14 protein-coding genes are annotated in these 12877 nt (G+C 71.9%); 7 read left to right on the top strand and 7 right to left on the bottom strand.

The window, feature by feature from the left end:
* Positions 1–66: 66 nt before the first annotated feature.
* The 4 genes from ACIQFU_RS20965 (at position 67) to ACIQFU_RS20950 (ending at position 3542) form a co-directional block, all read left to right on the top strand.
* Positions 67–726, top strand: a complete 660-nt coding sequence (locus tag ACIQFU_RS20965; RefSeq protein ID WP_402553449.1) for a YitT family protein — start codon at positions 67–69, stop codon at positions 724–726.
* A complete protein-coding gene (locus ACIQFU_RS20960) occupies positions 723–1490 on the top strand; it encodes a glycerophosphodiester phosphodiesterase (RefSeq protein ID WP_402553389.1) in 768 nt (255 codons plus the stop codon). The genes ACIQFU_RS20965 and ACIQFU_RS20960 overlap by 4 nt, the downstream gene beginning before the upstream one ends.
* A 53-nt stretch (positions 1491–1543) precedes the next feature.
* Positions 1544–2890, top strand: coding sequence for an MFS transporter (locus ACIQFU_RS20955; RefSeq protein ID WP_402553387.1), 1347 nt, complete (start codon positions 1544–1546; stop codon positions 2888–2890).
* A gap of 277 nt (positions 2891–3167) precedes the next feature.
* Complete coding sequence (locus tag ACIQFU_RS20950; RefSeq protein WP_003977404.1) at positions 3168–3542, top strand: RNA polymerase-binding protein RbpA; 375 nt, start codon at positions 3168–3170, stop codon at positions 3540–3542.
* 81 nt (positions 3543–3623) lie between these two features.
* On the opposite strand, the gene fxsA is transcribed toward ACIQFU_RS20950, so the two are convergent.
* From fxsA to ACIQFU_RS20930, 4 genes are all read right to left on the bottom strand, one after another.
* Positions 3624–4199, bottom strand: a complete 576-nt coding sequence (gene fxsA / locus ACIQFU_RS20945) for an FxsA family membrane protein (protein ID WP_402553385.1) — start codon at positions 4197–4199, stop codon at positions 3624–3626.
* 46 nt (positions 4200–4245) lie between these two features.
* On the bottom strand, positions 4246–5133 hold the full coding sequence (locus ACIQFU_RS20940) for a polyprenol monophosphomannose synthase (protein ID WP_402553384.1): 888 nt from the start codon (positions 5131–5133) through the stop codon (positions 4246–4248).
* A 524-nt stretch (positions 5134–5657) separates the two neighbouring features.
* Positions 5658–7262: an amidohydrolase gene (locus ACIQFU_RS20935; RefSeq protein ID WP_402553383.1), complete on the bottom strand. Its 1605-nt coding sequence runs from the start codon at positions 7260–7262 to the stop codon at positions 5658–5660.
* 156 nt (positions 7263–7418) lie between these two features.
* Positions 7419–7859: an Lrp/AsnC family transcriptional regulator gene (locus ACIQFU_RS20930; protein ID WP_019983923.1), complete on the bottom strand. Its 441-nt coding sequence runs from the start codon at positions 7857–7859 to the stop codon at positions 7419–7421.
* 266 nt (positions 7860–8125) lie between these two features.
* Here ACIQFU_RS20930 and ACIQFU_RS20925 point away from each other — a divergent pair, with 266 nt between their 5' ends.
* Entirely contained in the window at positions 8126–8563 is a 438-nt protein-coding gene (locus ACIQFU_RS20925; protein ID WP_402553381.1) for a hypothetical protein, read from the top strand.
* Between the two features lie 161 nt (positions 8564–8724).
* Positions 8725–9042, top strand: a complete 318-nt coding sequence (locus ACIQFU_RS20920) for a hypothetical protein (RefSeq protein ID WP_402553379.1) — start codon at positions 8725–8727, stop codon at positions 9040–9042.
* On the opposite strand, the gene ACIQFU_RS20915 is transcribed toward ACIQFU_RS20920, so the two are convergent.
* On the bottom strand, positions 9005–10177 hold the full coding sequence (locus ACIQFU_RS20915; RefSeq protein WP_402553378.1) for an acyl-CoA dehydrogenase family protein: 1173 nt from the start codon (positions 10175–10177) through the stop codon (positions 9005–9007). The genes ACIQFU_RS20920 and ACIQFU_RS20915 overlap by 38 nt on opposite strands.
* Before the next feature lie 366 nt (positions 10178–10543).
* Between ACIQFU_RS20915 and ACIQFU_RS20910 the strand changes: the two genes are divergently transcribed.
* Positions 10544–11809, top strand: coding sequence for a glycoside hydrolase family 18 protein (locus tag ACIQFU_RS20910; RefSeq protein WP_402553376.1), 1266 nt, complete (start codon positions 10544–10546; stop codon positions 11807–11809).
* Positions 11810–11908: 99 nt separating this feature from the next.
* Here ACIQFU_RS20910 and ACIQFU_RS20905 read toward each other — a convergent pair whose 3' ends face one another.
* Both ACIQFU_RS20905 and ACIQFU_RS20900 read right to left on the bottom strand, forming a co-directional pair.
* Entirely contained in the window at positions 11909–12571 is a 663-nt protein-coding gene (locus ACIQFU_RS20905; RefSeq protein WP_402553374.1) for a TetR/AcrR family transcriptional regulator, read from the bottom strand.
* An 82-nt stretch (positions 12572–12653) separates the two neighbouring features.
* Complete coding sequence (locus ACIQFU_RS20900; protein ID WP_007389776.1) at positions 12654–12794, bottom strand: SCO1431 family membrane protein; 141 nt, start codon at positions 12792–12794, stop codon at positions 12654–12656.
* Positions 12795–12877: the final 83 nt, after the last annotated feature.

Below are 12877 nucleotides of genomic sequence, written 5' to 3'. Positions count from 1 at the left end.
CCACCACCACACAGGGGGCATCTCTTGTCCAGGCAGTCGAGGCAGACCAGGCAGTCGATGCGGTTGATGCCGTCCGGGCGGCCGGGGCACCTCACGCGGCGGCTGATACAGCTCTACGGCGGTCTCGTGCTGTACGGGGCGAGTTCCGCGCTGCTGGTCAGGTCCGGGCTCGGTCTCGAGCCGTGGAACGTGCTGCACCAGGGCCTCGCGGAGCACACCGGGCTGTCGATGGGAGTGGTACTGACCATCGTGGGCGCGGTGGTCCTGCTGCTGTGGATCCCGCTGCGCCAGCGGCCGGGCCTCGGCACGGTCTCCAACGTGCTGGTGATCGGCGCCGCGATGGACGCCACGCTGGGTGTCGTACCGGACGCCCACGGCTGGACGCTGCGGACCGCCGTCATGGTGGCGGGCATCGTGCTGAACGGCGCGGCGACCGGGCTGTACATCGCCGCACGGTTCGGTCCGGGCCCGCGGGACGGCCTGATGACGGGGCTGAACCGGCGCACCGGGCTCTCGGTGCGGCTGGTGCGGACCGCCGTCGAGATCACCGTCGTGGTGACGGGCTTCGCCCTCGGCGGCACGGTCGGCATCGGCACCCTGCTCTACGCCGTGTCGATCGGACCGCTCGCCCAGGTGTTCCTCCGCGTGTTCGCCGTGCCGCCGACACCGGACGGCAGCACGGTGGTTGCCGCCGGTCGGCCCCGGCGCGCGATACTGCGTCGGTGACCACCCCGATACGCCACCCGTACCTCGACCATCCGGGCCCCATCGCCTTCGCCCACCGGGGCGGGGCGGCGGACGGCCTGGAGAACACGCTGCGGCAGTTCCACCGCGCGGTGGAGGCGGGCTACCGGTACATCGAGACCGACGTGCACGCCACACGGGATGGGAAGCTCGTCGCCTTCCACGACGCGACCCTGGACCGGGTGACGGACGGGGCCGGGCGGATCGCGGACCTGCCGTGGGAGGACGTGCGCCACGCGCGCGTGGCGGGCGAGCAACCGGTGCCGCTGTTCGAGGAACTCCTGGAGACCTTTCCCGAGGTGCGCTGGAACATCGACGTGAAGGCCGAGCCCGCGCTGCGGCCCCTCCTGGAACTGATCGGACGGCGCGACGCCTGGGACCGGATCTGCCTCGGCTCGTTCTCCGAGGCCCGCGTGGTCCGCGCCCAGCGGCTGGCCGGCCCGCGCCTGGCCACCTCGTACGGCACCCGTGGCGTCCTCGGCCTGCGACTGCGCTCCTGGGGCGTACCGGCCGCGCTGCGCCCCTCGGCGGTGGCCGCGCAGGTACCCGAGGCCCAGTCGGGCGTACCGGTGGTGGACCACCGCTTCGTGCGCGCCGCCCACGCGCGCGGGCTGCAGGTGCACGTCTGGACGGTGAACGAGCCGGACCGGATGCACCGGCTCCTGGATCTGGGAGTGGATGGCATCATGACCGATCACATCGACACACTGCGCAAGGTCATGGAGGACCGCGGCGTCTGGGCATGAGACCCGGCCGCGCCCCGGGGACGGTGCGCCTTCACGGGGAAGCGAGGGCACGGGTGGGCACCGACACCCTGCGGACGGGCGCGGCCGACGGAGCGGCCGGACGACGGCGCGAGCAGCGCGGCTGGTACTTCTACGACTGGGCGTGCTCCGTCTACTCGACGACCGTGCTCACCGTGTTCCTCGGGCCCTATCTGACCTCGGTCGCCGAATCTGCGGCGGGCGCGGACGGGTACGTCCATCCGCTGGGCATACCGGTGCGCGCCGGGTCGTTCTTCGCGTACTCGGTGTCGCTGTCGGTGATCGTGGCAGTGCTGGTGATGCCCCTGGTGGGCGCCGCCGCCGACCGCTCGGGGCGCAAGAAGCCGCTGCTGGCCGCCGCCGCGTACACCGGCGCCGCGGCTACGACCGGCATGTTCTTCCTGGACGGCGACCGCTACCTGCTGGGCGGCCTGCTGCTGGTCGTCGCCAACGCGGCGCAGTCGGTCGCGATGATGCTCTACAACTCCTACCTGCCCCAGATCGCCCCGCCCGAGGAGCGCGACGCGGTCTCCTCCCGCGGCTGGGCCTTCGGCTACGCGGCCGGGTCCCTGGTCCTGATCGCCAACCTGGTGCTCTACAGCGGCCACGACTCCTTCGGGCTGAGCGAGAGCGCGGCGGTACGCATCTGCCTGGCGTCGGCAGGCCTGTGGTGGGGCGCCTTCGCGCTCATACCGCTCCGGCGGCTGCGCGACCGGCGCGCGGTGGCCCGGGAGGCCGCGCTGCCCGGGTTCCGGCAGCTCGCGGCCACCGTCCGCGACATGCGCCGCCGCCCGCTGACGCTGGCCTTCCTGCTGGCGTACCTCGTCTACAACGACGGCATCCAGACGGTGATCTCCCAGGCCTCGGTCTACGGCTCCGAGGAACTGGACCTCGGGCAGTCCACGCTCATCGTGGCGGTCCTGCTGGTCCAGGTGCTGGCCGTGGTGGGCGCCCTGGCGCTGGGCCGACTGGCCCGGAGGTACGGGGCCCAGCGCACCATTCTCGGGTCGCTGGTCGCCTGGACGGTGACCCTCGCGGCCGGGTACTTCCTGCCGGCCGGGGCGCCGGCGTGGTTCTTCGTGCTGGCCGCCGGGATCGGGCTCGTCCTGGGCGGCAGCCAGGCGCTGTCCCGCTCCCTGTTCTCCCATCTGGTCCCGCCGGGCAAGGAGGCCGAGTACTTCTCGGCGTACGAGATGAGTGACCGCGGGATGAGCTGGCTGGGACCGCTGCTCTTCGGGCTCACCTACCAGCTGACGGGGAGCTACCGGGACGCGATCATCTCGCTGGTGGCGTTCTTCGTCATCGGGTTCGTACTGCTCGCACGGGTACCCGTGCGGCGCGCGATCGGCGACGCGGGCAATCCGGTACCCGAAAGGATTTAGCACTCGGCGCGAAAGGGCTGTAGTGTACGCGTTTGGCCTGCCAGGCGTACCGTTACTGCGCGTCAAAGGTGCCGAATCGCTATGCCACATCTGCCAGCAGAGGTGACAAACCGGACGTCGGCGGGTACTGCACTGGTTGCAAGGCTGCGGCTGCGACGGCGACGCAGGGCCCGGATCGGGAGTCGGAACGGGAATCTTTACCGCCGCCCGGACGTTGACCGGATGACGACGACAGCGACACCTGTCCTGTGGGCGACAAGCCCGGGAGGCACGATTCATGAGTGAGCGAGCTCTTCGCGGCACGCGCCTCGTGGTGACCAGCTACGAGACGGACCGCGGCATCGACCTGGCCCCGCGCCAGGCCGTGGAGTACGCATGCGAGAAGGGGCATCGATTCGAGATGCCCTTCTCGGTCGAGGCGGAGATCCCGCCAGAGTGGGAGTGCAAGGTCTGCGGGGCCCAGGCACTTCTGGTTGACGGCGACGGCCCTGAGGAGAAGAAGGCCAAGCCCGCGCGTACGCACTGGGACATGCTGATGGAGCGACGCACCCGCGAGGAGCTCGAAGAGGTCCTCGAGGAGCGGCTGGCCGTTCTGCGCTCCGGCGCTATGAACATCGCGGTCCATCCGCGTGACAGCCGCAAGAGTGCGTAGCGGGAAACCGTAGACGACACAACCGAAGAACCGCGGGTGCCGTACATGAGTCTCATGTACGGCACCCGCGGTTTTCCGGGCTCAGCGCGTCAGCGGCGGGCGGGGGTCCTGCGGGGTGTCGTCCGGGTCGTCCCGTATGACCTCGCCCTGGACCACCTTGCCGTCCGGGCGGTGCATCCGGGCCTGGCGGAAGGCGTCGCCCAGGCTGCCCGGGCCCGCGTCGCGGAGCCTGCGCTCGAACGTCCGCTGGGCGTATCGGCTGACCGCCTTCTGTACCGGGGGCAGCAGCATGAGAAGGCCGAGCGCGTCCGAGATCAGGCCGGGCAGGATCAGGAGCAGCCCGCCCAGCATCATCAGGCCGTTGCCCTCGCTGTTCGGGCGGGCGGCCTCGGGCGGCGTGCCAGACTGCTGCTGGTTGAGCGTCTCGGTGAGGTTGCGGAAGGCCCGGCGGCCGGCCGCCTTGATGACCACGGAGCCGAGGACCACGCCGGCGACCAGGAGCAGGAAGACCACGAAGCCGCTGGTCGCCCCCGCGACCACGACCAGCAGCCAGATCTCCAGCACGAGCCACGCGGCGACGCCCAGCGGCAGGAAGGTGCGCAGCCGGGAACGCGGGGGCCGGGCGGGGGACCTGGGGGTCTGAGCGCCAGTCGTCATGCTTCCAGTGTGCCTGGCCCCGGCTCAGTGCGGCATAAGGGGGCGGTCAGGCGTCGCCGTCGGGCACCTTCGCCGACTTCACCGACTCCGCCGGCTCTGTCGACTTGTCGCCGGGGCCCTCCGGTCCGCCGGACCCCGCGTCGGAGCGCTTGTCGCGGCCCAGGACCTTGCCGACCCTCTCCCCCACACCCCACGTGGTGACCCGCCACAGGGCCTCGACGAGGATGTCGCGGCTCATCTTCGAGTCGCCGAGTTCGCGCTCGACGAACGTGATCGGCACCTCGACGACGTGGTACCCGGCCTTGATCGCCCTACGGGCGAGGTCGACCTGGAAGCAGTAGCCCTGCGAGGCGACCTCCTCCAGGCCGAGTCCTTCGAGGGTCTCGCGGCGGAAGGCGCGGTAGCCGCCGGTGATGTCGCGCAGCGGCAGATCGAGCGCGAGCCGCGAGTACATGCTGCCGCCGCGCGAGATGATCTCGCGGGACTTGGGCCAGTTCACCACCCGGCCGCCGGGCACCCAGCGGGAGCCGAGCACCAGGTCGGCGCCCTTGAGGGCGGTCAGCAGCCGGGGCAGTTCCTCGGGCTGGTGGGAGCCGTCGGCGTCCATCTCGATCAGCACGCCGTAGCCGTGCTCCAGGCCCCAGCGGAAGCCCGCGAGGTAGGCCGCGCCCAGACCCTCCTTGCCCTTGCGGTGCATGACCTGGACGTGGTCGTCCGCGGCCGCCAGTTCGTCGGCGAGCTTGCCGGTGCCGTCGGGGCTGTTGTCGTCGGCCACGAGCACGTGTGCCTCGGGGACGGCCTCGCGCACGCGCGTGACGATCGCCTTGATGTTCTCCGCCTCGTTGTAGGTCGGGATGATCACCAGGGCCGTACCCAGGGGGCCGAACCGCCTCTCACGCTCCGCTGCCGCGGGCGTCCCGTCGCCGTCGTTCACCACTGCCCCTTCGTGTCCGTACACAGAGGACCACCATAATCGCCGCGGCCTGCGTCGACGTGACAGGACGGTCGTACGGTGGTGTCGTTTCCCCAGGAGCGGGGTAAGGATGGCCGATTCGGGTCGTTGTGCGACGGATGGGGGCCCGGCGCCCTTCGGGCCGGCCCGGGACCCGCCGGCTGCGGGTCGACCTGAGCCGTTGTCTACTGAGCGCCCGGGCCCCACCCGGGTCACACCTCCCGACCGGCCGGAACGTTCCCTCGTCGCGGTGCGGGCACTGAGCCTGGCTCCCAGTGGCGGTGCCCCGGTGCGGCACACCGTCCCTGACTCAGCGGCGCCGCGACGCGTATGCGGAAGATTCCCCGGTCGGGCGTCCGGTGGTGGACTCCGCCGAACCTACCGGCCCCCCGCCGCCGCCTGTCAACAGCCGTTCGACCTGCACCTTTTCCATCAATGCGCAGGTCAGCGCGGAGGCGACGCAGGTCGTGGCGGCGCGAAGATCATCGCCCCGTCGGCCGTGGAGATCACTCGCCCGGCCGTACGAAGACGGTCCGGCCGCCCACCACGGTACGCAGGCAGACGGGCAGGTCCCGGCCGGGGGTGAGGTCGGGCAGGCCGGGCGTGCCCGAGCGCGGGTCGGTCGACCAGCGCGCCACGCGGTCGTCGGGGGCCTGCACCACGAGGTCGCCGGTACGCCAGACCGCGTAGTCCGCGGGCACGCCTGGCACCAGCACGCCCGCGTCGTCGCGGCCGATCGCCCGCCAGCCGCCACGCGTGTGCGCCGTGAACGCCGCGCGGACGGAGACACGGTGCTCCGGCGTGCGGTGGAAGGCGGCGGCCCGGACGGTGCCCCACGGGTCGAGGGGGGTTACGGGGCTGTCGGAGCCGAAGGCGAGCGGCACCCCGGCGCGCAGCAGGGCCGCGTACGGGTTGAGCGTGCGGGCCCGCTCGGTGCCCAGGCGCTGGGCGTACATGCCGTCCTCGCCGCCCCAGAGCGCGTCGAAGGCGGGCTGGACGGAGGCGGTCAGGCCCAGTTCGGCGAAGGCCGCGACCGTCTCCGGCGTGAGCATCTCGGCGTGCTCGATCCGGTGGCGGGCGGCGCGGATCCGGGCAAGGCCCACCTTGTCGGCGGCGGCACGCACTCCCTCCACGACGGTGCTCACGGCGGCGTCGCCGATGGCGTGGAAGCCCGCCTGGAGGCCCGCCTCGGTGCACGCGACGACATGCGCGGCGACGGCGGCGGCGTCCAGGTGGGAGGTGCCGGTGTGACCGGTGTCGGCGTAGGGCTGGTGCAGGCAGGCGGTGTGCGAGCCGAGGGAGCCGTCGACGAAGAGGTCGCCGGCGGCCCCGACGGCGCCCAGCTCCCGCGCCCTGTCCACGTCCTGTTCGGCCCAGTAGCCGATCACCCGCGGTCCGGACTCCTCGGCGGACAGCCGTAGCAGGCCGGTCAGGTCGTCCTCGGAGGAGATGTCCGGGCCTGCGCATTCGTGAACGGTTCCGATACCGAGGGATGCGGCGTGCGCGAGGGCGGCGCGCTGGGCCCCGGCGCGCTGGGCCGGGGTGACGGCCCCGAGGGCGGCGGCGCGTACGGCGTGGTGGGCGTCGCCGGTGAGCGGGCCGTCCCCGCGGGGGAGGCGGCCGGGCGCCAGGTCGAGCATGGCTGTGGTGACGACGGCCGAGTGGACGTCGATACGGCTGAGGTAGAGGGGACGGCCACCGGTGGCCGCGTCCAGTTCGGCGCGCGTCGGGGGCTGTCCGTCGGGCCAGCGGGCGGCGTCCCAGCCGTGGCCGAGGAGCACGCGGTCGTCCGGGCAGGCGGCGGCGAAGTCCCGTACGAGGGCGAGGGCCGCCTCGCGGCTGGGGGCGCCGGTCAGGTCGAGGCCGGTGAGGGCGAGGCCCGTGGCGGTGGTGTGCACGTGTGCGTCGGTGAACGCGGGGGTGACGAGGGCGCCGTCCAGGTCGATCACCTCGTCGACCCCGTCCGCGAAGGCGTCCGCAGCGCCCTCCGAGCCGACCCAGGCGACCTGGCCGCGCTCGACGACCATGGCGGTCGCGAAGGGGTCGGCGGGACTGTGGACCTCGCCGCGGCGCAGCAGAACGGTCGAGGACGGGGTGGTGGACTCACTCATGGGCACCAGTCTCGCCCCTCACGGGCACCGCCCGGCAGCCGGGGCGGCCGGGCGGCGGACCGACCGCCCGGCCGGAGAGCCCGGGAAGCCGGGCAAGGCCGGAAGCCGGGCAACGCCGGGAAGCCGGGCAAGGCTCGCGCTTCCCGGCGGTGCCGGTCAGATTCGCGGCGGGCGGGACTCGTAGGGGGTCGAGAGGACCACGGTGGTGCGGGTGGAGACACCGGCGAGGGAGCGGACCCGCGCGAGCAGTTCCTCCAGCTCGTGGGGGGTGGCCACGCGGACCTTGAGGATGTAGTTCTCGTCGCCCGCGACGCTGTGGCAGGCCTCGATCTCGGGGACACCGGCGAGGCGGTCCGCGATGTCGTCGGGGGCGCTGGGGTCGAAGGGTTTCACCGAGATGAACGCGGTCATCGGCAGCCCGACGGCCTCCGGGTCGACGACCGCGGCGTAACCGCGGATGACGCCACGCTGTTCCAGCCGCCGCACCCGCTGGTGCACGGCCGACGTGGACAGGCCCGTGGCCTTGCCCAGGTCTGTGTAGCTCATCCGCCCGTCCTTGACGAGCAGCTGCACGATCTGTCGGTCCAGCTCCTCCATGGCGCAAGAACCTACAGTGCCGCTGATCTCCTCGGATAGCCGAGCAGTCCAGGTCATGCCCCGTTCGTGATGTGACGGGCCGTCGGGCCCCGGCCGGCCGGGGACAAACCCGCCGCACGGGGCATCTGCGAGCGGCATGTGACGAAGGCCACACTGGTTGAACGTTCTCCGTGATGTTCTCGTGATTACCCCGGAGGGGGGACGGGAAGTGCTTGCTGTGGTCGAGGCCGCAGTGCCGTCACGGCCCAGCCCGAGGGGGAGATCCCATGCAGAGTCTTAAGCGCCCTGGTCGTACCACGTCCAAGCGGCAGCAGCCGGTCCTCGAGCCCGTATCGGAGGGCGTCGAACCGGACGCCTTCGACGACGAGGAACTCGACGCCTACGACACCTTCGAGATGTACCGGGTGATCTGCCCGGACTGCGCGCAGCCCATCGCCCTGCTGGCGGACGAGGAGAAGCTGCCGGAGCACGCGCTGTGCGCCTCGCCGTGGAACCCGTTCGGGCTCACGGTCTGCGCCGGCACCGGCCGCCGGGCCACCGAGGCGCATCCGGCGGACGAATCGTTCCGGCCCCACGAGCAGGACACCGCCCTGCTGTTGACGCTCCCCCGGGGCCTCGACTGGCGCACCCAGCCCTTCTCCCACGTCGGCGGCCCGGGCTCGCGCCCGATGCGGGTGCCGACGATGCGGCGCGAAGCCGCCTGAGGCGACCGGGGCACCGACCCGCGTCACGATGCTCCGGGAGCCGTGACGCGGGCGGACGGCGGACCGCGTCCGGCAACCGGCACCTGCCCGTGGGCACTCACGAACTCACGCTCGAATAGGGCCGCCGGTGACCTGCCCGCGCCTCGCCGCGTTGCCCGGGTATGACCCCCACGTACTCGTCGGCCGGAAGTCGGCGCCGCGTGTTCGTACCGGTGCCCCCGGGACCGGTACCCCCGGCCCCGCAGATCCCGGACCCGCCGATCTACCGTGAGCTGATGCGGACCTGGGCCGACGGCGGCCGCACCCTGCCGGGGCGCCACGACCCCGAGTGGGTCAGGCTCGCGGAACCCCCGCGCGGACTCGGCGACTTCTTCGCCACGGGTGACTTCGTCACCACCGGCGACTTCCGGGTGGGCGGCGACTTCGCCGTCGCCGCCGATCTCACCGCTCCTCGGGACCCGCGAGGTGACGGGCGATGACCATGCGCTGGATCTGGTTGGTGCCCTCGACGATCTGCAGCACCTTGGCCTCGCGCATGTACCGCTCGGCCGGGAAGTCGGCGGTGTAGCCGTACCCGCCGAGGACCTGCACGGCGTCGGTGGTGACCCGCATCGCCGTGTCGGTGCAGTGCAGCTTGGCCATGGCGGCCTGCTTGGCGAACGGCAGTCCGGCGTCGCGCAGCCGGGCCGCCGTCAGGTACAGCGCACGGCCGGCCTCGATCTGCGTCGCCATGTCGGCGAGCATGAAGCGCAGCCCCTGGAAGTCGGCGATCGGCTTGCCGAACTGCCGCCGCCCGGCCGCGTAGGACACCGCCTCGTCCAGCGCCGCCTGGGCCACGCCGATCGCGCAGGCGGCGATGCCGAGCCGGCCCGAGTCGAGCGCGGACAGGGCGATCGCGAAGCCCTGCCCCTCGTCGCCGATGCGCCGGGCGTCGGGCACCCGCACCCCGTCGAGGTGGACCTGAGCGGTGGGAGAGCCCTTGAGCCCCATCTTCCTCTCCGGCACCGCGGCGCTCAGCCCCTCGGCGTCACCGGGCACCAGGAAGGCGGTGATGCCGCGCGGCCCGTCCTCACCCGTGCGGGCCATGACGGTGCAGAAGTCGGCGATGCCGCCGTGCGTGATCCACGCCTTGGTGCCGGTGATCACCCAGTCGTCGCCCTCCCGCACGGCCTTGGTGCGCAGGGAGGCGGCATCCGAGCCGGAGGCGGGCTCGGAGAGGCAGTAGGCGCCGAGCAGACCGCCGCCCAGCATCGCGGGCAGGTGCTCGGCCTGCTGCTCCTTGGTGCCGTGCGTGGCGAGCGCGTAGGAGGCGAGCGTGTGCACGCTGACGCCAAGACCGACGGTGAGCCGGGCCGCGGCCAGCTCCTCGAGGACCTGGAGGTAGACCTCGTACGGCTGCTCACCGCCGCCGAACTCGGCGTCGTAGGGCAGTCCGAGCAGTCCGGAGTCGGACAGGAGGGTGAAGACCTCGCGCGGGAAGCGTCCGGCGTCCTCCTCCTCGGCCACACTCGGGGCGATCTCATGCTGCGCGATGTCGCGGACGAGCGAGATCAGGTCCCGTGCCTCGTCCGTGGGCAGTTGCCGGTCCACCGGCTGCGGGGCGCGGTCGGGCATGGCGACGCTCTCCTCCCTGTCGGGCACATCGGCGGACGTGCGCCTTGGGTGGAGGCGGCGCCGCCGGGTCGTTGGGCCTGGCCGATGCTCGCACTCCCGGGTCGCGGAAGCGGCTGACCAGCGGCTGTGCGCTGTGAGTATGCCCGATCGGAGGCACGGAGTCACCAGTTAACGACCGCTTACTCAAAGAATTCGGAGAACGGCCGGGGCAGGGCCCACGGGGCCGGGAATCCGGCTCAGGGCATCGAGAATGGTCCGAACCATTGACCACACTGGTCTAGTCCTCCTACGGTGGCGAACCGAACGCCTTACCGCGTTCATGCCAATCGGCGCGCGTTCCCTCTTCCCCCCACGAGGAGACACCCGATGCACGTCCCGCACCTCCCCCGCGTCCGCCCCGTCCGGACGCTCCTCTCCGCCCTGTGCACCGCCGCCCTCGGCGCCGGGCTGCTGGCAGGCGCCGGTCCGGCCACGGCCACCGCGGCGGCGCCCGCCGGGCCGGCCGAGGCACCCGCCGCGCAGGCCGCGGCCGGGTCCAAGGTCGTCGGATACTTCACCGAATGGGGCGTCTACGACCGCAACTACCACGTCAAGAACATCGAGTCGTCGGGCTCCGCCGACAAACTCACCCACATCAACTACTCGTTCGGCAACGTCACCGGCGGAAAGTGCGCCATGGGCGACGCCTATGCGGCGACCGACCGGGCCTACACCGCGGCCGACTCCGTCGACGGCGTCGCCGACACGTGGGACCAGCCGCTGCGCGGCAACTTCAACCAGTTGCTCAAGCTGAAGGAGAAGCACCCGGACCTGAAGATCCTCTGGTCCTTCGGCGGCTGGACCTGGTCCGGCGGCTTCGCGCAGGCCGCGCAGAACCCCGAGGCGTTCGCCCAGTCCTGCTACGACCTGGTCGAGAACTCCAAGTGGGCCGACGTCTTCGACGGCATCGACATCGACTGGGAGTACCCCAACGCCTGCGGCCTGAGCTGCGACACCAGCGGCCGCGACGCCTTCCCGAAGCTGATGGGCGCCCTGCGGGCCAAGTTCGGCCAGGACTACCTGGTCACCGCGGCCATCACCGCCGACGCCACCTCCGGCGGCAAGATCGACGCCGCGGACTACGCGGGTGCCGCCCAGTACGTCGACTGGTACAACCCGATGACGTACGACTTCTTCGGCGCCTGGGACGCCACCGGGCCGACCGCCCCGCACTCGCCGCTGACCTCGTACTCCGGCATCCCGAAGGAGGACTTCCACACCTCGGCGACGATCGCGAAGCTCAAGGGTCTCGGCGTTCCGCCCTCGAAGCTCCTGCTCGGACTCGGCTTCTACGGCCGCGGCTGGACGGGCGTCACCCAGTCGGAGCCGGGCGGCACCGCGACCGGCCCCGCGAAGGGCACGTACGAGGACGGCATCGAGGACTACAAGGTGCTGAAGACCAGTTGCCCGGCGACCGGCACCGTGGGCGGCACCGCCTACGCCAAGTGCGGTGACGACTGGTGGAGTTACGACACTCCGCAGACCGTCGCCGGCAAGATGGCCTACAAGAACGAGCAGGGCCTGGGCGGCACCTTCTTCTGGGAGCTGAGCGGCGACACCGCGAACGGTGAGCTGATCAAGGCGATCGACTGAACCACCCGGCGCGCACGGGGGGCGGAGGGGCGGAGACCGGCTCGGGTCTCCGCCCCTCCGTCACGCGTCGTCGCACCGTGCCGCCGTCACGCGCCGCCGTCAGGCCTCGTCGCGGCGGGCCGGGGCCGGGGCCGGGCAGGCCGGGTCCAGTTCCTCGATGGCGCGCAGCGTGCCGCCCAGCGACCTCACCAGCAGTTCACGCATGGTCTCGCGGGGCAGTTCGGGCCGGCCGATCCAGTCCAGGGTGGCGCCCTCGACACTGCACACCCAGGCGAGCAGACCCATGCGGGCCAGCGGCCCGATGTCGGAGCGGCCGTACGCCCCTTCGGCGATGGTGACGACGATCGCCTCGCGCACCCCGTCGCGGATGCTGTGCACCTCGGCGTCGAAGCCGACGCCACCGCTGACGATCGTGCGGTAGGCGGCCTGGTTGTGCTCGGCGTAGCGCAGATAGCCGTCGATGGTGCGGTGGACGCGGTCCACCTGCGGCAGTTCGGTGCCGCGCGCCGCGGTGGTGACGAGGTCGGTGACGGAGTCCTGGACGATCGCCAGGTAGTAGCCCCGCTTGGACTGGAAGTAGTAGTAGATCAGCCCCTTGGCGACATGCGCCTGGCGGGCGATGTCGTCCATCGAGAGCGCGTCGTAGGACCTGTCGGCGAACAACCTCCGCCCGATGGCGATGAGTTCGGCGCGGCGTGCCGCCGAGCGCTCGGTGCCGCGCGCCCGGGGACGGGCGTCGGCACGTTGTTGACTGATATTCAATTTCGACCCTGGTCTCCTACGGGCGGCGGGACCTCCGCAGTATGGCAGGTCGGGTCGTGGGGCAGGTCACACGCGGGTCACGTCACAGCAGGCCCAGCTGAACCACGAGCATCGCGACCACCACGACGAGGGTCCAGCCCATGACGTGTTCGAGGATCTTCGGGCCGTCGTCCTTGGGGCCGCCGGTGCGGACGCGGGCGGCGGCTGCGGTGTGTGCGGTCATGGCTTCTCGCTGCTCTCGGGCTTCGGCTTGGGCGGAGTCCCCCCGCTCACGGTGTCCACCTTGCCACCGTGAGCGGCTTTTGC

It is taken from the genome of Streptomyces sp. NPDC093065 (genome assembly GCF_044754585.1).
In the GTDB taxonomy this organism is placed as follows: Bacteria; Actinomycetota; Actinomycetes; order Streptomycetales; family Streptomycetaceae; genus Streptomyces.
Note: the sequence above shows the minus strand (reverse complement) of the source record. Positions and strands in the feature narration are given on the sequence as shown.

What these genes read in the sequence shown, in the direction of transcription:
- fxsA (WP_402553385.1), bottom strand. Translation starts at nt 4,199, where the DNA reads ATGACGACTGGCGCTCAGACCCCCAGGTCCCCCGCCCGGCCCCCGCGT.
- ACIQFU_RS20930 (WP_019983923.1), bottom strand. Translation starts at nt 7,859, where the DNA reads ATGGAGGAGCTGGACCGACAGATCGTGCAGCTGCTCGTCAAGGACGGG.
- ACIQFU_RS20915 (WP_402553378.1), bottom strand. Translation starts at nt 10,177, where the DNA reads ATGCCCGACCGCGCCCCGCAGCCGGTGGACCGGCAACTGCCCACGGAC.
- ACIQFU_RS20935 (WP_402553383.1), bottom strand. Translation starts at nt 7,262, where the DNA reads ATGAGTGAGTCCACCACCCCGTCCTCGACCGTTCTGCTGCGCCGCGGC.
- ACIQFU_RS20965 (WP_402553449.1), top strand. Translation starts at nt 67, where the DNA reads ATGCCGTCCGGGCGGCCGGGGCACCTCACGCGGCGGCTGATACAGCTC.
- ACIQFU_RS20925 (WP_402553381.1), top strand. Translation starts at nt 8,126, where the DNA reads ATGCAGAGTCTTAAGCGCCCTGGTCGTACCACGTCCAAGCGGCAGCAG.
- ACIQFU_RS20900 (WP_007389776.1), bottom strand. Translation starts at nt 12,794, where the DNA reads ATGACCGCACACACCGCAGCCGCCGCCCGCGTCCGCACCGGCGGCCCC.
- ACIQFU_RS20920 (WP_402553379.1), top strand. Translation starts at nt 8,725, where the DNA reads ATGACCCCCACGTACTCGTCGGCCGGAAGTCGGCGCCGCGTGTTCGTA.
- ACIQFU_RS20950 (WP_003977404.1), top strand. Translation starts at nt 3,168, where the DNA reads ATGAGTGAGCGAGCTCTTCGCGGCACGCGCCTCGTGGTGACCAGCTAC.
- ACIQFU_RS20910 (WP_402553376.1), top strand. Translation starts at nt 10,544, where the DNA reads ATGCACGTCCCGCACCTCCCCCGCGTCCGCCCCGTCCGGACGCTCCTC.